We start from the raw sequence: 24,750 nt of genomic DNA, 5'->3' as shown, positions 1-24,750 counted from the left end.
TTCGATATCAATAACATGCGCCTAATTGAAAAGATAACATTCCCTTTATTTTTAATTTTTGTCTTTTGGCTTCCTATACCTCTAGGCAGTAATCGCCCTATCGCGTGGTCATTCAATGAAGTATGGGGCGCTTTGTTACTTATCTTATGCCTCTGTATTTATTCACCTGAACATTGGAAAACGTCGCTCAAAAGAACCAAATGGGTGATTATGCCGATCATGGCAATAACGCTCTGGTCTTTAATTCAAAGCATACAGTCACTCAATCTGACTCAAGATTCCGGCTTGGTTTTTGTCTCCGCACTAAAGTCTCTTCACTATCTACAGTTATGCTTAGTTGCATCTGTATTAATCGATACGCGTAACAAGCTGAAATTACTAGCTACCGTCATGGTGGCCAGTGGTATATGCCAAGGCTTTTATGCTGGTGTAGTACTTTTACTCCACCTAGAGCATTCGCCCATATTCAATCTACCTTTGGGCACTCGAGCTTCAGGGAGCTTTGTTTATCACAACCACTTAGCCAACTTTCTTATGCTCAATCTTTGTATTGGCTTTGGCCTTCTCATTGCCCAGTTAAGTGATTCAAACAAAACGGGATTACGAAACATGATAAAACAGTTTTTTGCCGTATTACTTTCGGATAAAGCTTTCGTTCGTTTAGGCCTTGTTATTATGGTTATTGCATTAGTACTAACGCGTTCAAGAATGGGCAATATTGCCTTTTTTATAGCATTGACATTGGGATCCATTTTGCTTTTATTCTTCTACAAACCAAAACCTAGAAGTGTATATGTATTAATAATCAGCTTATTTCTTATTGATACTTTTATTGTAAGCAATTGGTTTGGTCTAGAAAAAGTGAAGCAACGCCTCGTTGAAACTAGCTTAGAAAGTGAGTCACGAGATGATGTTATCAGATATTCACTCGTTGCTATCCAAGAACGTCCACTGACGGGATATGGGGCAGGCACATTTTATTCAACGTTTCCTGCCTATAACCAAGGTGATGTAAAGCTGTTTTATGATCATGCCCATAATGATTATATCCAATTTGTATTTGAATATGGTTTTGTTGCCTCAACCATCTTATTGTTGATGATTTTAGTCTCTGGCAAACAAGCCTTCCACGCATTTAAGAAGCGTCGCAGTAAATTGATGCGTGGGATTGGCTTGTCATCGTTGATGGCTATTATTGGTATGACGATTCATATGAGTGTTGATTTTCCACTTCAAGCACCAGCTAACACTTTATATTTTCTACTTTGCTTGCTGATGGGCCATTGGGCGAACTCAATTCCAAATAGGGTAGATCGTAAAGAACATAAAACGTAATACTAGGGCGTGCTCAGAAAATAACATCGATAAAAAGAAAGCCCCAGATCAACTGGGGCTTTTATCAACAATACAAATTTTGACTATTAATTCAGTTCAAACTGTAACCCTTCAACCAACCACCCTTGGCTCCAAACATTAACTTGCTTAATAGTTTTACCCTGTGGAATGTGGAATGTGTCAGTTGTTTTACTTGATGCGTAGTTCTTTGACCCCATTGTGACAGAATACCCATTTGCATACGTAAACTTCAACGCAACGATATGCTTACCACCCCAATAGTAAGCCCCCCAAGTCACTTCAATAGCTTTGACTTGACGAAGATCAACCGCTCTTCTTAGCGCACCACCGTTACCACCCGCAAGGTTATCCAACGATGTGCCTACCGCATCTATCGCCAGACCAGAACGAACAAACAACTCACCATCATTCTTGACTGTGTGTTTTGTAGCCTGACCTAATTCATAACCAAAAATTGGTGATTGTAAGTTTGTGGCACCTCTGAGCGTACTAGAACGATAGGTATTATGAGTCAACCAACTTGGCTCTGCGCTGGTAGGCATTGTTCCATCTTGGTTTACATTAGAAATATGGAATGAATGTTGATTCCAAATTCGTGTTGCATTCTTCCAAGGCTTACTAGAATCTGCCGATTCATAAACATAAACACCGTGGTTGATCGCAGTAGCTTTATTATAATCATTCGCCACAACAATCAGTTCTGCATTGTCATCGCCCGCTAGGTCAACAACAATTGGGTACTCCCATAATGTGTTAGTAGAATTAGCGATAACGGCAAGCTCTTTACCAGTACGTCCGTCAAGGATGCGGACTCTTTGGATGTCTTGAACTAAAACCTCATCAATTCCGTCATTATCAAAGTCGTATGCTGATACACCGATTTTGCCGCTGTTCATATCATCATTCGGCGATGACCAAACTAGCTCACCGTTCTGATTGTACATATCAACGGCAGCATAGCCCGCATAGACAATGCCTTTTACTTCATTGCTAGTAGTATTTGATGCAAACTCAAATTGCAAACCACCAATTAACCAACCAGCAGTCCAAGCTTTTAGTCCCTTGATGCTTGAGTTTTCAGGAACGGTTAAACGTTCCGTTTTCTTATAAAACGCATAATGTTTCGAGCCCATTGTAGTGCTCGTGCCATCAACAAAATTAAAATCTAGCGCTAAAATATGATGGCCACCCCACCAGTATCGACCTGAAGTAATATCGATAGATTTCACTTTAGAAAGATCAACAGGGTTGTTTAAATGACCACCATGCCCACCCACTAAAGAATTTGCATCACTACCAACCGCATCGATCGCCGCGCCAGAACGCACCCAAAGCTGGCTATCCGAAGTAAAAGCAATGGTAGAAGATTGCTTATGATGCGTATAACCAAAAACTTTTGATTGGCTCGACACTTGCGGTACTTGAGGAGAATCTGCACCTAAGAAATTTGCAACAGCCTGCACGCCACCACCAGGGTTCGACAAGTTATTAATTTCCCATTTAGTTGACCCATCATGTTCCAAAACAGCGAAAGAACTGTTGGCAGCATTAGAATATGAAGCCGGTACTGAAACCACAACTTCAGGGCTGTCATCACTATCGAGATTTACTAACGATGAAAACCAAACCATATCATTGGCTTGATATTGCCAATCTAAAGCGCCACTACTTTGATAAAGTGCACCACCAGAAAACACTTCTTGAACTTGGTCACCATCAAAGTCACCACTGATAGAAGATGGTGCCCATGAATGGCTAAATAACAATCCGGTATCGTAGTTGTATACACCATCGGCAGATAAAATTTCTATTGATGAATCACCGTCTAGATCTGCTAACGATATTTCGCCGATAGAGCGCCAGCCAGTTTCTGCTTTTAAAATTTGCTTCTTAATATTACCAGTGTTGTCTAACACATTGATGTATTGACTAACAGCAGTGGTAGTAACAATCTCGACTACACCGTCACCATCTAAATCGGCTACTGCAGGTGAATTTCTTGCTTCTGCAATAACTCCACCATTAGCGTAAGTCCATAATTCTGAACCATCAACACCACTTAAAGCTCGGACAAGTCCACCATTTGCATACTTATTACCTTCGAAGGTCACCATGATAATATCAGCAACATCGCCATTATCGATTTTACCATCGCCATTATCATCGTTAAGTTGTGCCACTACAGGAGTCATCATCACCTGTACTGATTCAGGTTTAAAGGAACTTCCGTTCCAAGACCATTTTAACTGTGTCGATATATCCGCTATATCTGTCGTTGTGGCATGAACCACAGAGCTGCTCAACGACAAAATGCCGATAGCAAATGCAAAATATTTTGATGTCATGGGAAAGCATCCCTCTGCTGTTTATATTATTCTTTGTCAAATCAATATAAATTTGACTCGATTTATTTTATTGGTAGGACAACCTAGTTACGGTTGTCCCTTGCTTCATTAATAGTGCGAGTGGATTATCAATAGCGGAAAGGATCGGATCAACTCAAAGACCCTGATTTAACGACTCATTTATGAGACGTCTCATATATAAGATAGACTACATAGTTTTTTATCTAGAATCTTAATCACAATCAATAGAGAACCTGAAGTAGTGATACTCTAGTTATATTCCATGATATGAATAAGGGACTTAAATTTCATGAAAGCAATAGCTCTACTATCGGTATCCTTAAGCTACCCAACAGCAATGGAACCACTGGTAAATATTTACTCAGTAACACAGTTTGGGGCAATCGCGAATGATCAAAAAGATGACAGCGATGCGTTTCAAGACGCTCTATCAACATTACAAGATGGCGATACTTTAATCGTACCCGATGGTCACTACCTACTATGCAATACAATCAGTTTGCTAAATAAGAAAGACGTATCAATCATAGGGATCGGTAAACCAGAACTGAGCAAATGTGCCCCATTTTCTGGAGAGTACTTATTCTATGTAAAGTATACCGACGGATTATGGGTCAATAACCTTACTTTTAATGGGTTAAATAATGGCGACATTGAACCAGTTTGGGGAGAGCAAGGGCTCTACCTTGCAAGCACGGCAAATAGCTACATCGTAAATAGCCATTTTCGATATTTTGGAGATGCAGCTTTACGGCTAACAACGAGTGCAGATGAAGAAATGTATGCAGTCACTTCAAATAACATAACCGTTATGCAAAATACTTTTGAGAATTGTGGGCAAGTAACAACGACACAAGCCACTGCGGGTACACAGTTAGGGGGGAGTAAAAATATACTATTTAAAGGTAACAACTTTAATGGCTGTACATTAAAGTTATCTTCAAGAACAGAAGTCTCTAATGCGAAAATTCTAAACAATACATTTCAAAATATAAATGGAACAGCCGTTGAGTTGAGTTATTATTCGGATGTTTTATTTGAAAAAAATAAAGTGAAAAATATCAATGGATTCCTAATCAATGTATATCCAAATACAAGAGCAGAAAAAAACGTCAAATGGGGTGACATTCGTATTAATGACAATGTATTTGATGGTTCAGAGCAAGGAATTCGATTACAAAGTTTCGTCAATACAGAGAATGCGATAGATCCGATAAGAAACATATCGATAACCAATAACATGTTTCAAAACATTAAATTTGATAACGTTAACGAGAGTAAATACCGTTCTATAATACGAACGTTAACTCAAAACAACGAATTATCCTTTTCTAACGTAACTATCAAGAATAATCAATATCGCTTGGAAGATAGAACAACATTTATATCCATCGATCCTAAAACAAAAAAGATAGATATTGAAGAGAATCATCCACTATAGAGTTTGGCTGAAAATAACTAAGGCCGACTATATCAATAGAGTCGGCCTTAATTTATTAACTAAATAATAGTTATTCTTTCACAACAATAATTGAGCGTTCAACGCGTTTGCCAGTAGCCGTATCATACATTTGAGCAATAAAATTATATTCACCAGCAGGGTAACTAGCATCAAATTTGAATCCGCGAGATTTAGTATATGAATCTCCCGCATTGATATCTAGAAAAACTCGAGATTGTACTGGAATGTTCAAACCTGCGGGACCTTCGGCAGTAATCCAAAATTCAACGTTAGCAGCGAAGTCACGTGCATTATCTATTTCTACGAATAATGGAATATATCCGCCATCACTAGGAACAGAAGTTTCGAACGCTAATGCCGTATTTAGAGTTAATCCATCCAAGTTTGCAGCATTTAAAAGATCGACACCTTTGGCAAACTGGGTTGTTTCTTTGAAAATTTGGCCTGTTTCAGTGTTAACACCTTCAATCGACACAGTATACAAACCATTGTCCATATAATCACGAACCCAAATGCCACGACGTAATTTTAAAGCAGAGCCACTTTCTACAGAATCAGCTTCAAATTCAGAACTATTGACTTGTACAACAGCTTTTGCAGGAAAAACAAGACCTTTAGGACCTTTTACTGAAATCCAATATTTTAAGTCTGCAGCATCAGTACCAGCGTTTTTTACAGTCACATCAGCGACAATATAGCCACCGACTTCGGTCAATTGCTGTGTAGATAATTCGATAGACGTAGCTATTTTTTCTATATCAGCAGTAGTCGTTTCACTAGCAGATACAGTTGAAAAAGGGGTTGCCAGCATTAAACAGCCAACCAATAGAGAAGAAGATAATTTGTTCATTTTTGCACCATAAGTGATTGATAGAAAATTCCGTACTTCATCGAGAAAGAGCCTATCAGTCGGATATTTATCATTCAACATTCGAATAAGATTGAGACATTCATTTAAAAAAATTTATCAACAAGTTTCTTTTGTTACATTCAATTTCATAAAATTGAGATTAAACCCACAATAAAAGGTAGTTGTAAAGTTTAGTTGAATTGGGTGAAATTAAGATAAAAGTTATTATTTAAAATCAGCATAGAAAATGACAATTCTAAGCAAGCGTAAAATGTAATAAAAATCACTTCATTTTAGCTTTTAGCAAAAGCCAAGCAAATTTACTGTTTGTGATTAAGTATCTTTTCCACATCCTACGAGGCTCTTGGATAACCCGATATAACCACTCCAATCCTGCATTTTGCATCCATTTTGGTGCGCGATTCACCTTACCAGCAACCACGTCGAAAGTACCACCGACTCCCATGACAAAATCGACACCCAATTCATCTCTCCATTTATTAATGAAATTTTCTTTTTTTGGAGAAGTAATTGCTACAAACAACAATTTGGCACCGGATGCTTTAATTTTCTCGACCAGAGCCTGCTCATCATCCCAAAAGTAACCATGGTTATGGCCCGCAATCAATAAATTAGGATGCTTGTGCTGCATAATCGTCGATGTTTTTTCAACGACTTCCTGCTGTGCTCCTAAATAAAATACTGAGAATTTCTCTTGTTCAGCCATTGCATTCAATTCATAGAAAAGGTCAACGCCAGCAACACGCTCTTTAACATCAAATCCTAAGAATTTTGCTCCCCAAACAACCCCCATGCCATCAATATTAACAATATCACACTCGGTAACTGAACGATTAAGCTCAACATCACTGCGCATATTAACGATTTTTGCCACATTGACGACCACATGCTGTGTAAACTGTTTACTAAAAATCCTACGCTTAATAATATCGACGGTTTCGTTCATGGTCAGTACATGCATCGGTGTGTCTAAGAACTTAATCGATTTATTTAGTAACTCGCTTTCCATAACCTCTTCCTAATAAAAAACCAAAATATTTATTTAAAAAAACATGAATAACACTACAAATCAATATCGCAACCAATGTATTTATTAACGGTAAAAAAAATTCAAAGGATGAATTTCGAAAAAAGACCTTTTCGAAAGCATGAAGAAACCTTAATACAATTAAATGCAATGGGAATATTGTAATAGATGCAATAGATAAAAACTGTAAGGTTTTTGAATTCCCTATAATACAAGATATTAAGTATGTAATCAGAGAACCCAATAATGCATTGATTAGAAAAAGTGAAAGGTGATCGCCAAAAATTAATGATCTAATGTCTACTTTTGAATTCAGCATACTCAAAAAAATAAAAAACAAAGATGCAACGATCAATAAAGTGTATTTTGAGCTCCCCATAAATATTGAAGCATCTAAAACATTCTTCCTTTTTATAACTCTTCCTATAAAGAAGTATAGCCCTGATACGACTGATACATCTAAGCACCAATACAGACTAACCTCATCTAGATCATAAATTGAAATAATCAATGTAAGAAGTAGAAAGATAGCTACTCCTAACCAATCATAGCGTTTATCTTTAAAACAGCAATCAACAACTGACACTACAATTAACGCAGGGAAAAACCATAGCACACCATTGATCTGCAATTTATCACGTTGTAACAAGAGCAACTCTTTGAGAGGCAAGTACCAATCTACTTGTGATGCACCACCATTACCAAAGAGGTTTAAAGGCAACCATGACAAGTAAGACACCAAGTAGAAAAAGATAAAGGGCAAAAACAATCTACTCAATATTTTTTTATACGTCGTCAATGAATTAATCGAAAGAAAGCCAGATATCATGAAAAACAATGGCATATGAAAGGAGTAAATCAACGTTAGTATATCTTCACTCACCCACAAACAATGACCGAAAACAACCAATAAAATACCAATTCCCTTCGCATTATCTATTTTAAAGTCTCTAATCACCACTGAGTTCCTTTAGATAAAGAGAAAATGAGTAGTACATCCATGCTTGCGTCCAACGGATATAATTTATTTTATTTTCGAAACGTTGAGTTTTTTGATAAAGAAAATGCTGTTTACTTTCAATATATAAGTCATCAATTGCTTTATTAATGATTTTCCCAGCTAATTCCTTATCTTCTTTCTTTTTTCCAACTTTGAGTAGCGTAATAATGCCTTGTGCCACTGAGTGTGGATCTAGTGGATAGCGGTTATTATCATAATACTTAGCAGTACCATCCGACTCGAAAAAATTATTTTTATAATATGTAAGCCCTAATTCTATAGCGCTATCAAATATATTTGTATCTAAAGATTTTTTAATTTCATAGAGTGCTTCAAGATTATACCCAGTATGGAACCCATCAATAAATTGATGATGATGCCTATCACCATAAACCCAACTACCATTAGAAACCTGTTCTTTGACACTTTGAGATGCTACTTTTAACGCAAGCTCAGCATAATATTCATTGCCAGTTTTACTAGCAACAAATGCAACCCAGGCAGCTCCCCACAAACTGGCATTATGAACAAATGCCATCTCTCCAGGGATGTAAGCAAAAAACTGTCTCGCTTCCAGCTTTGTGTATAAATGATTAACGATGAAATCTGCACTGCTTAACGCGATATCCATTAAGTCTTGACGTCCTAAATGAGTCCCCAAATCATAAAGAGCACGACTGACATAGATAGTCGTAATGACATTAGGTTTACCTTTAGGTACAAAAAAAGCTCTCGCTTTCCAATCAAAATGGTAGCCCCAGCAAGCGGTGCCCCATTGTGCTTTGTCACAACACTGAGTCACTAACCAGTTAGCAAGTGATTCGGCTTCAATCAATAATGCTTTATCTCCCGTTACCTTATATTGCTCCAACATACCCAGAATAAATAGAGCAACTCCTTTAGGATTACGCCCTTCAGGTACACCTAGAATCGGACGCATATTAATAGGAGAACGTTTAAAAAATTGAATCCAACAAAGGCCTATCAAAGAGTCGCGAAGTGATGGAAATGTGTTAAACCAACGTGAATTTAAACCATCAAATGGATCGTACCCCGCAAACTGATGAGACTTAGCTTGCTCAAAAATAATATTTTGTATCTCCGCTATTTTTTTCATTACTCTGTATCCAATACTTCTTTATAAATATTTTGTAGCTGGGGAATAATTGCTTTTATTGAAAATCTATCTTCGAATTTACTCTTAGCTGAAATGACGAATTGGCGATTAATATCTCGATTATTAATAAGAGATATTAAAGCTTGAGATAAGTTATAAATATCACCTGCCTCAACCAACAAGCCATCAATATTGTTTGTAATGGCATCTGGAATACCGCCAGCATAACTTGATACTACAGCAATTTCAGCGGACATCGCTTCCAAGATCCCCATAGGAAATCCTTCGTTATAACTCGGTAAGCAATAAACATCAGTTATTTCTAGCAGCTCCATTTTCCCAGGGCCACTTATCCAACCTAGAAACTCTACAGAATCATCAATACCCAACGTTTTCGCTTCCTGCTTATATTCTGCGATATTTCCATCACCAGCCATTTTCAGCAACGCATGAGGGCAAACCTCTTTAACTATTTTAAAGGCATGAAGAAGATCCAATGCACCTTTACGAGGCCCAACTCTACCTAAAAAAGCTATGACTCCTGGTTGGGCATTCGAACGCTGTAACCGAAGAGATGGAACAGCATTGTAAAGAACTTTTACATGGTCACTTTTGCTTAACGTTTCATTTGCCCAAGCAAGCCAGTGTGTTGATAAGACAATAACGACATCACAAATTTCAAAAGTATGTCTGATATGGGCTTGTTTGCGTTCATCACATTCATTGGCATAAAAGTCTCTAAATTCAGCACCATGTAAATGTAATATAACTTTAGCTTTAAAAGCTTTAGCTATCCTAATAAGAAGAGACTTGCGCTGATAACTGCCTCTGGAAGCCATATGGATGTGAACTAGACCAATATCGTAAAATATAAAATATGAGATCAACTTTATCGTTGCTAATAGGAATAATGCAAATGCCCCAATTTTTCCGAATCTATTTTTAGTAGAATGTGTTGAAATTAATTTGACGTTGTTATTAGCAAAGAAACCAGATTCTTTGTATACATTTAAGACCGTTGCAATCCCACCTTGGCCATTTAGATCCGTCGCTACGGTTAAATTTATTTTTTGTTTCACTTCACATCCTTGACATTACATATCGCTTGTCTAATTTTCCCATTTTTTGTTCTAGGCAATGCATCAACATATTTTACGATGATGTTCATTCTTTCACCTAAGCGCTCTTTGGTGTTGCTAATCAATTGGTTCTCTTGCAAAGTGCCAAATATTGATTCGTCTCTAACTGTCCAAACTTCAACTTCTTGGGCCTTGTGTTGAACAAATTGACAAGCTAATAAACCATCAATCCCTTTCGGTATGTGATTCAGGATATGTATTTTTTGTCCATCTTCGCCAAGTAAATAATCACCAACTCGGCCTTCAATTCGTTTAATTATTGGATAGAATCTCCCACATGGACACTGCTTCTCGTCAGACAGTACGACATGGTCACCAGTTTTGTATCTAACTAGAGGAAAGTAGCTATTATTGAAATTAGTGCCAACAATTTCATGAGTACCATTTCCTGCATCTAAAAATTCAACCTGCGAGTAATCGGTGAGAACGTGGTAACGACCATGCTCACAATTAGCAATTGCAGCAACCCTTTCAAAAAGTCCATACCAATCGAACACTTTGCATTTAAATCGTTCCTCAATGACTTTACGGTCATCATCAGACAAAGATTCTGATGATGTAATCACTGATTTAATATTGGAAGGATAATATTCATTCTTAGACTCTAAATATTTAGCCAAAGCAACAATCGACGATGGATAGGCTTGAATTATGTCTACTCCAAAATCAACCATTGCCTTGATGTATAGCGGTAAAGCTTGTTGAGTCATATGAAATGAAGATAACATGATCATATTTTCAAACCATGAATAACGCCAGAAAGGGGCTCCTTTTTGCTCCATTGGCACGATCATATCACCACGGATCCAAGCACGTTTGTCACCTTTTTTATATCCGGCCCACTGAAGATGCCTTGCAACAAAAGCTTGCTCACGAATCACGGATTCCACATTTTGACTAATTGACAAAGGTGTACCAGTCGTCCCACTGGTTGCACCTTTAATCGGTGTCGTTTTTTCTGTGGAATTAATAAAATCTTCAGCACAATTTCTAACTTCATTTTTATTAATCATTGGAAAATGTGCTAACCCTTCACTTTCTGAAATGGTTTTTACACGATCTTTATAAAACTTAGCTTTCAATGCATTTTTTAACGCTAATTCCAATTGAAGTTCGCTATATCGTTTCAAAAGATCATTATTATAATCATGCTGTAATAATTCTCGAGTTAATGACTGTTGATGTCCATTTTCTCTAATAAACTTCCTAATAATAGCCCGGCAACTAAGAAGAAGGTTCTGAATTAATAAAGGGGAATTTCTATATATTTTACTTAAAAACATAATCTCACAACCTCAAATTAGTTCATAAAAGGTGCATTGTCATCTAAATAGCTCTCATTCTTCAAAATGTCATAATCTAAATTAGACACATTGCCAATGATTTTGGCTGGAACACCAGCAACAATAGAACCCTTCGGTACACTTTTTGTGACAACAGAGTTAGGCGCAACGACCACATTATCTTCAATAATCACGGGCCCAACAATTACACAACCTGGACCTAAGAAAACATCATTTCCGATAACTGGAACCTTTTTATATGGACCTTTTCCAACGACTCTACAGCCAATACCTATCCGACAGCGCTTGCCGATTTTTGCGCCATTAATAATAACAACAGCAACACCTTTTACGACTAGAAACGATCCTTTACCAATATCTGCATCTGGTGGAACTTTCGAGTTGTATAATATGAATATAACGAGCTGAAGTAGCTTTGGTAAAAATGGAACTTTCTTAAGATAGAGCCACCTAGAAATTCGATAGAAAAAGATAGCATTAGGCATTAAAAGTCTAGCTCCTGATATTTTGATTATTAATAAGTATTAACCTGTGTTTTTCTAACAGAGTTCAAATACAACACACTAAAAAGTAAGAGTAGAACTGGAGTCTTCGTTGTTAATGAATTATTTGTAAGACCGACAATCATAAATGTAACAACAACAAGTCTAGATGCTACATCTCCATTTTTAGCAAAATAATATAGTGTTAAAAAGACACATATTGATAAAGGAATAGTCCCCATTAGACCAAATGTAAAAATCCAACCTATAAAGTAATTTTCAATAACATTTATGCCTATATATAACTCTATGGACTCTAGTAATCGGTGACTAGCACCAAAAATCCATTCCGACACTGTCAATTGATCAAAAAGGAAAAATACATCGATACGCGCTGATGCGCTTCCATCAATATAAAGTTTAGACATAATTCTTTCAGTAATGCCAGAACCAACGATGATAAAGACAAAGAACATAAAAGCGAAATATCCTAAAAACATAAATAACGCTATCTTTCTTTTATCACCTCTAACCCCTGTCGTTATAAACTTCCAACCACTTGGAATGCAATACAAAATAAACATACATGAGAATATAACTAACGCTGCTCTCCCACCAAAAGCGAATAAACCTAATAGAGTAATCAATATGTAAAGAAAACCAGGCAATAAAGTCCGTTTAAATATTAACAACCCTAAGCTAGCCGTAATCAATGCATTATTAAGTGGATGAGTAAGCAGAGCACTCGAACGAAAGAATGAAAATGCCTGAAAGTCAACATCAACAACACGAGAACTTGTTAAATATTCAAAAATTGCGATCACTGAATTAAGCAATATCAAATATGAAATCAGATTAATAACTTTATCTTTTTGAAAATCATCTAGGCTAGAAAGCAAAGGAATAAACAACATTGGAGCAAGAAATGTATTGATCAAGTATGCCATTCCAGACGTTCCATGCCTGAAATATCCGTATATAATGACAAATGATAAAGAAAATATAGCAATCCACCATATTTTATTAAATGAACCAAGTCGTTCACAAAACCATGTTGGTCCAAATTTCATTGCTAAAACAGTAAACATACCGAAAATAATATATGTATACAAATGTATTTTAAGTAGCGCAGAACCACCATCCGAAACATAATTAATTCCTAAGTTCTCAAGAAGGTAGCTACCTAAAAAAACAGAAGCTATGATCGCTATTAAAATAGGCACATAGGTATTAACACTTCGCACGTTTTCTTCTCCAATCATTGAAATGACCTCGAACAGAAAAGCTATTCAGTACGATATGAGCACCAGTATATGATAAACAACCAACAGCAACGAGTAATAACAATTTAACTACTGGAATAAATTCAGCCACATAGTACTTAGCACAAAAAATACTTAATGACATAATACTAGATGCAATGACTGTTTGGAGTAAACATTGAGGTAATGGATAACGGTAGCCTAAGAATGTTCCCATACAAAGACTGCATATTGCACCGATAAAAAATGCGATAGCTAAACTCCCTGCCGCACCTAAGGCACCATATTGGGGAATAAGGATGAACGAGAGCACCATTTGAGTGACCAAAGTACAGAATGTCAAAAGTGGCATCCATTTTGTTTTCAATATAAATTGAAAACCATGATCTAAAAAATGACCTCTAATATTTAAAAACCAAGCTGAAAACGCTAAAAGGTAGAATATTTTCAAATCCATTACATGATAGGATTTACCCAAAAACACTTCCACAAATGAAGAAGCAAGTAAGCAAATTCCAATGGTTGCAGGTAGACTTAAGGCGCATAACACACCACCATAATAGCGATGCTGTTGATAGAGCTTCTCTTTATCATCAACAACTTTAGTTAACTCTGGAAATAATGGTAGTGCAACAATCATAAAAACAAGCGCCATGATACCTAGCAGTAAATTTGCAATGGCGGCATATAGGCCGGCTTGCTCTAAATTGGCAAGAGTGGCTACCAATACTCTATCACTTCGAGACGCTAAAATGCCGAGTAGACCTGAGACCATGAAAGGAATACCATAATTAAGCACTTCCTTACGCATCGGTTTATCTAATTTAAGAGTAATTTTTCCACTATAACCAGCGATAATAATTGAGATAAAATAACTCAACACTAATGCGAAAATTGCAGACAAAATGTGTGCATGCCAATTTAGAATAACAAAACTAGTGATCATAACCAGCATTGCCTGCAAGAATACTGTGCGACGGTATAGCGACACTCGCTCTTCAACTCTGGCACACTCGATTAGGTACATATAAATACTTTTACTGATAAGTAATGCATAAATTGCAGAGAAATTGACCCAAGAAAAATTAGAAAACACCTGCATACAACCAGCGATAACGACACTAGATATTAATAAATTATAAATTAGCCACCGGGTGGTTTGAGATTGAAAGCTGGGCTTAACATCCGCATCAGAAGTTGAATAAAATCTGATTAGGCAACTATTTACCCACTGTATTAGTACGGATCTAGCACCTTCGGAGAAAACAAGCAGAATGGCTAATAAGCCATACTCTTTAGGGGTTAAAAAACGAGTTTGAATTGAAATCAGGACAAATAGACTTAGTGCTGAGAATAGTTGTACAGGTGCGTATTTGAAAAGTTTATTGATCACCTTTCTAACTCCCGATACACACTCTGATACTGCTGAACAATACTATTTGCAGAAAATCGATTAGCCAATAATTCTCGGTCAATTTCATGTGGTTTATTTAAAAAACCCAAGCAGTCCTTTACAGAATTAGTGACATTTTCTAGATCTACAAACAATACACCGCTTTCTTTAAAAAATGCATATTGTTCATCTAAAATACCGACTCTGGTAGAAATGAGGGGGAGACCTGTAGCTAACATTTCTAACGGTGCTAATCCAAAAGTTTCTTCTTTAGATAAAAAAATGGCAGCATCAGACTTTTTATACTGTTCAAAAATTTCAGGTTGTGACATAGAACCTAACCAATGCATTTTATTATCAATCATCAAATCGGATGCTTTACGCTTTAATTCAGCTAAATATGCACTTCCACCGGGTCCAATGACAATAAGCTCTATATCTATATGTTTAGATAATTCGCTCATAAGCTCTATCATTTTGTCAATTTGTTTCCTCGGAGTGATAATTGAGCACGTCACTAACCGGAGAGTTGAATTGTTTACCCCCCTGTCATTACAACCGTTAAAAAACGCATCATCAATAGGATTACCGATTTTTATTATTTTATTTGGATATATTTCTCTTATTGCATCGCAAAGAATATCACCAACACATGTAATCTTATTAGCTAAATGCAATGTTCTACGTGGGAGTATATGTTCAAACAAGATATCATTCATTTTCCCTCTTGGAGTTCTTGCGATTTTTCCATATGAATGAAGTGTTACTACAGATTTGATTCCCGCTTGTAGATACAGAGGTAAACTCAATAGATGGCTATGGACGATATCCGGCTTGAATCGCTTGCAGATTTTATTTAAATGATAATTTTGGAAAAGAAATCCAGGAAGCTTAACCCCGTGAACTTTACCTTTGTTAGGAATAAAGGTTAATGTAACGCGTTCATGCAACTTTTGTTTTTTAAAAAGTTCAACATCTGAGACTCCAACCTTGATGGCAAGTATTTCATAAATATAGCCATCAGGAGGATTTTCAGCCAAGAAACGGACAATTTGTTGGCAAACACTATCGACACCACCAGTATTCTCATTCCCCCATTTAACCGTGCTGAGAGGAACGACAAGCAATATTTTCCTCATCATCCTTCCTTTTTCAGATATGGGTTTTGTATATAACGGCAAACACTTCCTTGATTGAGTACTCGGCCTGGATTACCGACAACAACGCCATATTCCGGTATATCTTTTACCACCACACTGCCTGCGCCGATTTCAACACCATTGGCGATATGCACTGATTCAACGATAGTAACGTGAGGACCTATATAAACATTATCGCCAATCGTTGCCGCTTTACTGTGATTAGAACCAACCACAGTAAAAGGACTCAAATTGCAATTAGCACCAATTTTTGCCGTACTGTTAATAATTATCCCAGTACCATGCCCTAGGTATAACCCAGGGCCAACATTGGTTTCTTTCGGTATTTGTATTTGGTATCTAATGGATAAATTTTTATGCATTAGCCTAGCAAATGAACGTAAGAGATAATTCTTACTTCGGCATAATCGGAACCAAAACATATACTTAAAGCCAGGGTTAAACATCATGTTCTTGATGAGTAACCCCGTCGACAACTTCCCTGTATGACGATACAGATCAGCCTTAATTAGATCGAATGCTGAACTCAAGCAACCACACCTCTAGTATCAATCACTACTTTTTTCGCAAATGCTGTTTTATCCGCTTCTTTAAAATCTCTGTGATCAACTAATACTACAACGATGTTTGCTAATTCTAGCGCTTGCTCTAGTGATACAAGTTCAACACCGTTTTCTGCTAGTTTGTTTGGTAATGAATGAATGTTTGGCTCTACCGCAAGAATTTGACCAATATCGTCCTGCGCTAGGTGAGTTGTAATATCTAATGCAGGACTTTCACGTAAATCATCAATATCTGCTTTGAAAGCAAGACCTAAACATGCAATAACCGGTTTTTTAAATTGGTCTGCGGCCTGTTTAACTTGGTCAATAACCCAGTGTGGTTTGCCATCATTAACATGTCTTGCTGCCGCGATCAGTTTTGCTTCTTCCGGGCAGCTGTTAACGATAAACCACGGGTCAACAGCGATACAGTGACCACCTACACCCGGTCCTGGGTTCAAAATGTTCACTCGAGGGTGGCGATTAGCCAGTTTAATCAATTCCCACACATTGATTTTTAATTTCTCACTAATCAAAGATAGCTCGTTAGCAAAGGCAATATTAACATCGCGGAATGAGTTTTCTGTTAGCTTAGCCATTTCTGCTGTACGTGAATTGGTGACAATACACTCGCCTTTGACGAACGTCTTATACAGTGACATCGCTTTTTCGCTACACGATTTGCTCATCCCACCAATGACACGGTCATTACTCACTAATTCTTGTAAGACATAACCTGGCAATACACGTTCTGGACAGTGCGCAATTTTGATATCGGCCGCATCGCCTTTATGCTGTGGGAAGGTTAAATCAGGACGTGCTTCTGCTAACCAAGCGGAAAGTTTTTCCGTAGCACCAACCGGGGAAGTACTCTCAAGTACCACCAAGTTGCCTTTTTCGATCACTGGAGCAATCGCTTTTGCTGCTGCTTCAATATAGCTCAGATCAGGTTCGTGATTATCCCCTTTGAATGGGGTTGGAACCGCAACCATAAAGGCATCGGCTGGCTCTGGTGTTGTGGTCGCTTTTAGTTTACCGGTCATGACCGCACTGCGAACCACGATATCTAAATCGGGTTCAACGATGTGAATTTCACCTTTGTTGATGGTATCAACCGCATGTTGATTAACGTCAACACCAATAACTTCAATACCGCGAGAAGCAATAACAGCAGCCGTTGGTAAACCGATATAACCCAGACCAATTACTGATACTTTATTAAACATCTTATTTCCTTAAATCTTTATTGTGCTAAAACGTCTGCAATACGCTGACAGGCTTGGCCATCACCGTATGGATTATGTGCTTGGCTCATCAATTGGTAAGCATCTTGATCTGAGAGCAACTTACTCAATTCATCGCAAATCAGCTGAGTATTGGTTCCCACCAATTTCACCGTACCTGCACTCACTGCCTCTGGTCTTTCGGTAGTATCTCGCATCACAAGTACCGGTTTACCTAGTGATGGTGCTTCTTCTTGAATGCCGCCGGAATCGGTTAAGATGATGTGAGCTCGGTCCATCAAATAAACAAATGGTAGATACTGTTGCGGTTCGATTAAGAATATATTGTCGACACCACGTAATAGACGGTTGACTGGCTCTTGAACATTAGGATTAAGATGCACAGGATAGAGAATTTGGCTATCTGGATGCTGCTTCGCGGTTGTGAGCAATGCTTCACAAATGCGTTCAAAGCCATCACCAAAACTCTCACGGCGGTGGCCTGTCACGAGGATCAATTTTTTATCTTTATCAAGCATTGGAAAATGGTGTTCCAAGGTTGCTTTGAGATCGGCTTCACTGTGAATTTTATTTCTAATCATGAACAGTGCATCGATGACGGTATTACCTGTGATATAGATATTCTCGTCAGCGTAATTTTCGTCTAGCAGGTTTTGCTTTGACGTTTCTGTCGGTGCAAAGTGATATTGAGTTAACGAGCCTGTTAATTTTCGATTTGCTTCTTCAGGCCAAGGAGAATAAATATTTCCGGTACGCAAACCCGCTTCAACATGACCAACCGCAATTTGTTGATAATAACTGGCTAGTGATGTAGCAAAAGTTGTAGCTGTATCACCGTGAACCAGCACAACATCTGGTTGAAAGTCTTTTAGTACACCTTCCATACCGATTAAAATTTTGGTGGTAACTGTGGTTAGCGTCTGGCCTGGTTCCATAATATTGAGGTCAAAATCTGGCGTGACTTCGAATAAATCTAGCACCTGATCAAGCATTTCTCGGTGCTGACCCGTGACACAAACTTTTGTTTCAAAACGCTCATCTTGCTTTAACTGATGGACCAATGGCGCCATTTTGATCGCTTCAGGTCTTGTACCAAACGCAATTAGAATTTTTTTCACTTTCTCTATTTCCTATAATTAAAGCCAAGAGACATTTTAGAACCAGGGTCAATGTCACTTCTTTGTAAACCCAACTGATTGATGGTGATTTTAAGTACGCTACCGCCACTAGATGTCGCCTCTAGACTGCGTCTTTAAACCCATTATTTTTAATAAACTGGCCTTATATAAGGCGCAAAAAACCTATTCCCATACGCTCTGCATGGAAAGTAATTCATTTTGTAAAGCCGCTACCGCTTTATATGTTGGGGAGTAAAAATATTATCTGAAATATAAAATCCGCTATGTTGTTACACAAAGCCGCATCTCACTTTCCTTGAATTGATCGTACTTGGAAATATACTCAATGATGTCTTGAGCCCCGCTATCTATAAGTTCAAGAACTTGCTCAAACTTACGAACATTTCCTTGATAAGGATCTGGAATTTCGGTGACACCAATATGACTATGCGCTAAAAAGAGGGAAAGTTTGTATCGATATTCTGCCGGGCAAATATCAACAAGATCCGCTAGGTTTGCTTTATCACTGGCAAAGATGAAATCAAATTTCTCAAAATCCTCGACGCAGACTTGTCGAGCTCGCATGCCAGACATAACCAAGCCTCGCTGATTTGCGACGAAAACAGCTTTAGGATCAGGCACTTTGCCAACTTGAAAGTTAACAGTACCGGCACTCTCTACGGTTAAATCGATTCCGCATTGTTGCGCTTTTTGGCGTAAAACAGCTTCAGCAAGGGGAGAACGGCATATATTACCCATGCATACTATGAGAATAGAGCGTCTTTTATTGTCCATGATGTTTACTGATGCATTCACTTCAATGTGTCACTATTGGTTTATGTTTGAAAGCGATGAGTAGAGTATCTCAAGATGGCAATAAATGGGTGTCTCAAAAATGAGCCTACCTTTAATTAAACCAAGGATGTATTTCAGAATAGTCATTTCATTATTTTGATGGATTATTTACACAATCATCAACTAGTTGAAATGTCGATTATAGTTACAGGTATATTAGCGAAAGCTATAGAATTACTGCGCTGAAAATAGAATGTCGAAAGTTGTAATCATTAACCATTTTAAAGACAAAAAAAGAGCCTGCGTTATACAGGCTCAACATATTTATTAGTGGATACTTCTTGTTTTGATATCTTGAGAAAGTTCTTTATTCAACTCAGCTTCAACATGGCCAGGTGACTGGGTCGATGCGGAGATCAATCGGTACATTGCTGGTATCACAAACAATGTCACTAAAGTAGCGAAACCCATTCCAAATAGAATAACTGTCCCGACAGCAACTCGGCTTTCATAGCCAGCACCAGTAGAGATAATTAAAGGAATAGAACCCGCTAAAGTAGTAAAAGCAGTCATCATAATCGGTCTTAAACGACGTGCAGATGCATCGATGATCGCTTTTTCAAACTCTACCCCTTTATCACGCAGTTGGTTAGCAAACTCCACAATCAATATTCCGTTTTTAGTGACCATACCAATCAGCATGATCATCCCAATTTGACTATAGATATTCATACCTTGGTTCATAATGAACAGGCCAAGAAAACCACCAAATACCCCCATCGGAACGGTTAGCATCACGACCAAAGGGTTAATAAAGCTTTCAAACTGCGCTGCTAGCACTAAGTAAGCCACCAGCAATGCCAGTGCGAAGACAATGGCAACGCTCGATTGATTCTCTTTATAGTCTTTGGATTCTCCCGAATAACTAATTGAAATATCACTTGGTAGTATTTCTACTGCTTTTTGATCGAGGAAGTCTAGTGCCTCCCCTAGCGTATAGCCGTCTAATAAGTTAGCGGTTATCGTGACCGACTTCTGCTTGTTGTAGTGCGCAAGACGAATGGATGATGCGACTTCTTCTATTTTAGTAACAGCATCTAAGGTGACCAATTCACCCGATGCCGTTCGCATGTATATTTGACTTAGATCCGAGGCATTATTAAAACTATTTTCATCACCACGTAAATAGACGTCATACTCTTCACCACGCTCAACAAAGGTAGTTTCATTTTTACCTCCGAGCATCACTTCCAAGGTATCGGAAATATCAGTAACACTAATACCTAACTCCGCCGCACGCTGTTTATCAACCGTTACCACAAGCTCTGGTGTTTTCTCGGAGTAATTAATATCCGCGCCTTCCATATAAGGCGAATTTTCGGCTTCGACTTCTAACAACTCAGCCCATTTTTTAAGCTCTGGGTAATCTGACCCACCAAGCACAAATTGAACAGGTTCGCTCGAACCACCTCGGAAACCAGGCATAAATGGAAAAACACGCACGTCTGGGATACCAGCCAGTGATTTTCTCACCTCACCTAGTGCTTGCTGTGCCGTAAGGCTGCGCTGATCCCAATCATCCAAAATCATGATCACAAAACCCGTTTGGTCACCAGCATTACCACCAAAGGCGGGAGATTGAATACTGAAAGATTTTAAAAAACCTTGACCAAGCAGCGGCATTAAACGCTCTTCAACCAAATCCATATTGGCAGACATTCGGTTATAACTGGTCGCATCCGCTCCACGTACAAAAGCAAAAATAACACCACGGTCTTCTGACGGAGTTAACTGCGATGGTACTTTTTGCATTAAGACATAACTGCCGCCAATACAGGCCAAAATCACAATTGGGGCGACCCATTTCCAATTTATCGCCACACGTAATGCGGATTTATAGCCACCTTCTAAGTGCCCGAAAAGACGATCAACAAATTGGTTAAAACGATTTGGTTTTACGTTTACTTTTAGAATCTTACTGCCCAACACAGGTGTTAATGTCAAAGCAATCAGCGACGAGAAAATAACCGACATCGCAAGCAATACCGAAAATTCGGTGAAGAGTAATCCAACCATTCCGTCCATAAACGAAATAGGCAAGAACACCATCACTAATACTAATGTTGTCGCAATAACGGCAAACCCTACTTCACGAGTCCCTTTATAGGCTGCTAACAGAGGTTTTTCACCATTTTCGATATGGTGGAAGATATTTTCGACTACCACGATCGCATCATCAACTACCAAACCAATCGATAAAATCAACGCCATCAAGGTTATCAAGTTGATTGAGAAACCAAAGTAGTATGCAGCAATAAAAGAAGAGATAAGTGAAACTGGTACAGTCACCGCTGGAATTAAGGTCGCGCGGACTTGCCCAATAAAAATATAGAGCACGAGGATAACCAAGCCACCGGTAATAAAGAGCGTGCTATAAACTTCAGATATTGAACGCTCAATAAAAACCGTCGAATCGTAATCGATCGCGAGACGAGTACCTTTGGGTAAAAACTGCTGAATATCATCTACTTCTTTGTGGACACGCTGAGCAACCTCTAAAGGGTTCGCATCAGACTGAGCCACAATCCCCATACTCACGTTCACCACACCATCACTTTTGAAAGTGGAGTTTTCGTTCTCGGCACCAATAAACACATCCGCCACATCTTTTAGATAGATAGGAGTATTATCACTGGAACGCTTAACAACTAAGTACTCAAAGTCTTGCGCGGTTTTATAAGAGCGAGCGGTTCTGACTGACATCACCGTCGAATCATTACGGACTTCCCCCCCAGGGCTTTCAATATTCTCACTGCGCAGTGCACTCGATATATCGGAAGTCGTCACGCCACGACCAGCCATCAGTTCAGGCTTGAGCTTAACGTACATCACTTTATACAAACCACCAGACACATCAACCGAGCTCACGCCCGAAATCAAACTGAAACGGTCAATCAATACTCGTTCTATATAGTCGGTTAGCTGAGTACGATCCATTTCTGAAGAACTAAGGTTGATGTATAAAGACGCTTCACCTGAACCATTATTCTTATAGACGGTAGGATCATCGGCTTCATCGGGTAGTGAACGTTGCGCCCTTGCGACCGCATCACGAATATCGCTGACACCAGTATTAAGATCATATCCCAGCTCAAACGTTACAGTAATGCGAGACATACCATTGCGCGTCGTCGACTCAATCTCATCAATGCCGCTAATACCTGCTAATTGATCTTCAAGTACCGAGGTAATTTGGCTTTCAATGATGGTGGCCGATGCACCTTCATAACGGGTACTGATAGAAACCACGGGGCTTTCAATATCCGGCATTTCTCGTACCGAGAGCTTGGAGAATGAAACGATACCAAACACACACAGCAGCAAACTTAAAACGACAGCAGCAACGGGGCGTTTTACAGAAACATCAGACAACCACATTATTTGTCACCTTTCGCTACTGGCGTGCCATCGGTATTAACTTCCATCACGCTGACCCCATTCCGCATGTTAACAATACCTTGTACAACAATTTTATCGCCAATCTGTAAGCCTTTATCAATCACCACTTGGTTTTCAATACGTGCCCCTAACCACACTTCTGTACGTTGCGCTTTATTCTCTTGCTCAACAACGTAGACGTAGCGCTTAGTACCCGAGTATTCGAGAGCTTGTACCGGAATGATCGGTGCTTCGATAGCAGGGAAATCCAATTTTGCAGACAAAAGCATGCCAGGTTTAAGTTGACGCTCTTGATTTGCAAAGTGGATTCGAACGCGTAAATTCAATGTTTCACTGTTGATTCTTGAATCCACACCAACCACTTTGCCTTCAAAGGTTTTATCTGGCCATGCATTACTTTTAGCTGTTACCTGCATATCTTTATGAATCATCGACAAATAACGTTCAGGTACCAAAATATCGAGCTGCATAATGGAAAGGTTATCCAAGGTAATTAATTCTGTTCCGGCACTGACCATTTTACCCAAACTGAAATCCACAAACCCGACGGTGCCACTAAAAGGAGCCTCAATATGTAAGTCTTTTAAATTGGCATTGGCAGCATCGAGCCGCGCTTGAGCAATTTCCACACTCGCTTTTTGAGCGTCAATTTCCGTTTGTGTAATGGCATTGCGAGAAACAAGGCGTTCAAACTCTTTGAGCTTACGCTGTTCATCTTTCAAATATGCTTTCGCTTCTGAAACCGCAGCTTTCGCTTTGTCATCATTCAATTGGATTAATAGCTGACCTTTTTTGACCTCTTGGTTCGCTTTAATCGCAATACTATCAACCTTACCTGACACTTCAGACGAGATGATCACCGACTGCTCGGCTTGTAACTTACCAATTAAAGATAGTGATTGAGACACTTGATGAGTCGCCACTTGTTCGGTAACGACAGCGACCGCTTGTGCTTTCTTAGGTGCTTGCGCTGCCAATGCAGTTTGAGGTGCAGCCAACAAAGCGATAATAATCAATGAGAGAACGGACGTATTTTTCATGTTTTTATTCAATAGTTAGAAACTGAGGGTATTGTAACGACTTATACGGTATTCAAACGTCAAGGAGTGTAAATCTGATCAAATAAGTGCTATCTACATCATGATTTGAGTATTCAACACACAGCACATATGCTGTTTTAGATAGCTTTCTGTTGCTAAAACCACTCATTACGCGCTTCTTTGTCCAAAAAGGCAGCATTCGATTCGAAATCATAAGAAAAAGTCTTTACACAAAGAGCGAGTTTGCTATGATGCGCTCCGCACTTGAGCAATGCGTTGGGAAAACGTTGTTTAAGTATGCTTTAAGAGCATAAAAAATACCCCTGGAGGGGTTCCCGAGTGGCCAAAGGGAGCAGACTGTAAATCTGCCGGCTCCGCCTTCGATGGTTCGAATCCGTCCCCCTCCACCATATTCTCTCGTAAGAGAAACCTTGATTGAATCGTTGGGAAAACTTCAATTGAGCCTATTTTAAGAATAGGAAAAAACCCTGGAGGGGTTCCCGAGTGGCCAAAGGGAGCAGACTGTAAATCTGCCGGCTCCGCCTTCGATGGTTCGAATCCGTCCCCCTCCACCATATTCTCTCGTGAGAGAAACCTTGATTGAATCGTTGGG

Annotated in this window: 19 protein-coding genes and 2 tRNA genes; 4 read left to right on the top strand and 17 right to left on the bottom strand. The window is 38.7% G+C overall.

Annotated elements, in window-relative coordinates:
• The first annotated feature begins 15 nt into the window (after positions 1-15).
• Positions 16-1,335, top strand: coding sequence for an O-antigen ligase family protein (locus HGG78_RS09440; protein ID WP_172532737.1), 1,320 nt, complete (start codon positions 16-18; stop codon positions 1,333-1,335).
• Positions 1,336-1,421: 86 nt separating this feature from the next.
• Here the strand turns inward: HGG78_RS09440 and HGG78_RS09435 are convergent, their stop codons facing one another.
• Positions 1,422-3,701, bottom strand: a complete 2,280-nt coding sequence (locus HGG78_RS09435) for a beta-prism lectin domain-containing protein (protein ID WP_172532736.1) — start codon at positions 3,699-3,701, stop codon at positions 1,422-1,424.
• 310 nt (positions 3,702-4,011) lie between these two features.
• Here HGG78_RS09435 and HGG78_RS09430 point away from each other — a divergent pair, with 310 nt between their 5' ends.
• The gene (locus HGG78_RS09430; protein WP_172532735.1) at positions 4,012-5,163 is read left to right on the top strand and encodes a right-handed parallel beta-helix repeat-containing protein; all 1,152 of its coding nucleotides are present in this window, start codon (positions 4,012-4,014) and stop codon (positions 5,161-5,163) included.
• A 70-nt stretch (positions 5,164-5,233) separates the two neighbouring features.
• Here the strand turns inward: HGG78_RS09430 and HGG78_RS09425 are convergent, their stop codons facing one another.
• From HGG78_RS09425 to HGG78_RS09350, 16 genes are all read right to left on the bottom strand, one after another.
• Complete coding sequence (locus HGG78_RS09425) at positions 5,234-6,034, bottom strand: RbmA family biofilm matrix protein (protein ID WP_053310293.1); 801 nt, start codon at positions 6,032-6,034, stop codon at positions 5,234-5,236.
• Between the two features lie 283 nt (positions 6,035-6,317).
• Positions 6,318-7,064 carry a WecB/TagA/CpsF family glycosyltransferase gene (locus HGG78_RS09420; protein ID WP_053310294.1) on the bottom strand — a complete coding sequence of 249 codons (747 nt, stop codon included), beginning with the start codon at positions 7,062-7,064 and terminating at the stop codon, positions 6,318-6,320.
• Positions 7,042-8,040, bottom strand: a complete 999-nt coding sequence (locus HGG78_RS09415; protein ID WP_172532734.1) for an acyltransferase family protein — start codon at positions 8,038-8,040, stop codon at positions 7,042-7,044. The genes HGG78_RS09420 and HGG78_RS09415 overlap by 23 nt, the downstream gene beginning before the upstream one ends.
• Positions 8,033-9,199, bottom strand: coding sequence for an aspartate-semialdehyde dehydrogenase (locus HGG78_RS09410; protein ID WP_172532733.1), 1,167 nt, complete (start codon positions 9,197-9,199; stop codon positions 8,033-8,035). The genes HGG78_RS09415 and HGG78_RS09410 overlap by 8 nt, the downstream gene beginning before the upstream one ends.
• A complete protein-coding gene (locus HGG78_RS09405) occupies positions 9,199-10,278 on the bottom strand; it encodes a glycosyltransferase family 4 protein (RefSeq protein WP_172532732.1) in 1,080 nt (359 codons plus the stop codon). Before HGG78_RS09405 ends, HGG78_RS09410 begins: the two co-directional genes overlap by 1 nt.
• Positions 10,275-11,621, bottom strand: a complete 1,347-nt coding sequence (locus tag HGG78_RS09400) for a phenylacetate--CoA ligase family protein (RefSeq protein ID WP_172532731.1) — start codon at positions 11,619-11,621, stop codon at positions 10,275-10,277. Before HGG78_RS09400 ends, HGG78_RS09405 begins: the two co-directional genes overlap by 4 nt.
• Positions 11,622-11,638: 17 nt before the next feature.
• Complete coding sequence (locus HGG78_RS09395; protein ID WP_053310299.1) at positions 11,639-12,127, bottom strand: serine O-acetyltransferase; 489 nt, start codon at positions 12,125-12,127, stop codon at positions 11,639-11,641.
• A 29-nt stretch (positions 12,128-12,156) separates the two neighbouring features.
• A complete protein-coding gene (locus HGG78_RS09390) occupies positions 12,157-13,386 on the bottom strand; it encodes a VpsF family polysaccharide biosynthesis protein (protein WP_216835519.1) in 1,230 nt (409 codons plus the stop codon).
• Complete coding sequence (locus tag HGG78_RS19245) at positions 13,355-14,779, bottom strand: lipopolysaccharide biosynthesis protein (RefSeq protein ID WP_170894829.1); 1,425 nt, start codon at positions 14,777-14,779, stop codon at positions 13,355-13,357. Before HGG78_RS19245 ends, HGG78_RS09390 begins: the two co-directional genes overlap by 32 nt.
• Positions 14,776-15,921 (bottom strand): VpsD family glycosyltransferase, encoded by a 1,146-nt coding sequence (locus HGG78_RS09380; protein WP_254068186.1) that lies wholly within the window; start codon positions 15,919-15,921, stop codon positions 14,776-14,778. The genes HGG78_RS19245 and HGG78_RS09380 overlap by 4 nt, the downstream gene beginning before the upstream one ends.
• Positions 15,918-16,469, bottom strand: a complete 552-nt coding sequence (locus HGG78_RS09375; protein WP_172532730.1) for a serine O-acetyltransferase — start codon at positions 16,467-16,469, stop codon at positions 15,918-15,920. The genes HGG78_RS09380 and HGG78_RS09375 overlap by 4 nt, the downstream gene beginning before the upstream one ends.
• The gene (gene vpsB, locus HGG78_RS09370; RefSeq protein WP_053310303.1) at positions 16,466-17,707 is read right to left on the bottom strand and encodes a UDP-N-acetyl-D-mannosamine dehydrogenase VpsB; all 1,242 of its coding nucleotides are present in this window, start codon (positions 17,705-17,707) and stop codon (positions 16,466-16,468) included. The genes HGG78_RS09375 and vpsB overlap by 4 nt, the downstream gene beginning before the upstream one ends.
• A 17-nt stretch (positions 17,708-17,724) precedes the next feature.
• Positions 17,725-18,843 (bottom strand): non-hydrolyzing UDP-N-acetylglucosamine 2-epimerase, encoded by a 1,119-nt coding sequence (wecB, locus tag HGG78_RS09365; protein WP_172532729.1) that lies wholly within the window; start codon positions 18,841-18,843, stop codon positions 17,725-17,727.
• Positions 18,844-19,125: 282 nt separating this feature from the next.
• Positions 19,126-19,638: a low molecular weight protein-tyrosine-phosphatase gene (locus HGG78_RS09360; RefSeq protein ID WP_172532728.1), complete on the bottom strand. Its 513-nt coding sequence runs from the start codon at positions 19,636-19,638 to the stop codon at positions 19,126-19,128.
• A 327-nt stretch (positions 19,639-19,965) separates the two neighbouring features.
• On the bottom strand, positions 19,966-23,076 hold the full coding sequence (vexH, locus tag HGG78_RS09355; RefSeq protein WP_172532727.1) for a vibriobactin export RND transporter permease subunit VexH: 3,111 nt from the start codon (positions 23,074-23,076) through the stop codon (positions 19,966-19,968).
• Positions 23,076-24,137 (bottom strand): efflux RND transporter periplasmic adaptor subunit, encoded by a 1,062-nt coding sequence (locus HGG78_RS09350; protein ID WP_172532726.1) that lies wholly within the window; start codon positions 24,135-24,137, stop codon positions 23,076-23,078. Before HGG78_RS09350 ends, vexH begins: the two co-directional genes overlap by 1 nt.
• A 325-nt stretch (positions 24,138-24,462) precedes the next feature.
• Here HGG78_RS09350 and HGG78_RS09345 point away from each other — a divergent pair.
• Together HGG78_RS09345 and HGG78_RS09340 are read left to right on the top strand one after the other, a co-directional pair.
• A tRNA-Tyr gene (locus HGG78_RS09345) sits at positions 24,463-24,547 on the top strand.
• A gap of 80 nt (positions 24,548-24,627) precedes the next feature.
• A tRNA-Tyr gene (locus HGG78_RS09340) sits at positions 24,628-24,712 on the top strand.
• The last annotated feature ends 38 nt before the right edge of the window (positions 24,713-24,750 follow it).

It is taken from the genome of Vibrio aestuarianus (genome assembly GCF_012395185.1).
Classification (GTDB): domain Bacteria; phylum Pseudomonadota; class Gammaproteobacteria; order Enterobacterales; family Vibrionaceae; genus Vibrio; species Vibrio aestuarianus.
This window is presented reverse-complemented; position numbering and strand designations above follow the sequence as displayed.

Excerpts from the sequence above, each read along its gene's own strand:
- vpsB (WP_053310303.1), bottom strand. The coding sequence starts at position 17,707 with ATGTTTAATAAAGTATCAGTAATTGGTCTGGGTTATATCGGTTTACCA.
- HGG78_RS09360 (WP_172532728.1), bottom strand. The coding sequence starts at position 19,638 with ATGGACAATAAAAGACGCTCTATTCTCATAGTATGCATGGGTAATATA.
- HGG78_RS09350 (WP_172532726.1), bottom strand. The coding sequence starts at position 24,137 with ATGAAAAATACGTCCGTTCTCTCATTGATTATTATCGCTTTGTTGGCT.
- HGG78_RS09390 (WP_216835519.1), bottom strand. The coding sequence starts at position 13,386 with ATGATTGGAGAAGAAAACGTGCGAAGTGTTAATACCTATGTGCCTATT.
- HGG78_RS09410 (WP_172532733.1), bottom strand. The coding sequence starts at position 9,199 with ATGAAAAAAATAGCGGAGATACAAAATATTATTTTTGAGCAAGCTAAG.
- HGG78_RS09395 (WP_053310299.1), bottom strand. The coding sequence starts at position 12,127 with ATGCCTAATGCTATCTTTTTCTATCGAATTTCTAGGTGGCTCTATCTT.
- HGG78_RS09430 (WP_172532735.1), top strand. The coding sequence starts at position 4,012 with ATGAAAGCAATAGCTCTACTATCGGTATCCTTAAGCTACCCAACAGCA.
- HGG78_RS09420 (WP_053310294.1), bottom strand. The coding sequence starts at position 7,064 with ATGGAAAGCGAGTTACTAAATAAATCGATTAAGTTCTTAGACACACCG.
- HGG78_RS09400 (WP_172532731.1), bottom strand. The coding sequence starts at position 11,621 with ATGTTTTTAAGTAAAATATATAGAAATTCCCCTTTATTAATTCAGAAC.
- HGG78_RS09380 (WP_254068186.1), bottom strand. The coding sequence starts at position 15,921 with ATGATGAGGAAAATATTGCTTGTCGTTCCTCTCAGCACGGTTAAATGG.
- HGG78_RS09435 (WP_172532736.1), bottom strand. The coding sequence starts at position 3,701 with ATGACATCAAAATATTTTGCATTTGCTATCGGCATTTTGTCGTTGAGC.
- vexH (WP_172532727.1), bottom strand. The coding sequence starts at position 23,076 with ATGTGGTTGTCTGATGTTTCTGTAAAACGCCCCGTTGCTGCTGTCGTT.
- HGG78_RS09440 (WP_172532737.1), top strand. The coding sequence starts at position 16 with ATGCGCCTAATTGAAAAGATAACATTCCCTTTATTTTTAATTTTTGTC.
- HGG78_RS09425 (WP_053310293.1), bottom strand. The coding sequence starts at position 6,034 with ATGAACAAATTATCTTCTTCTCTATTGGTTGGCTGTTTAATGCTGGCA.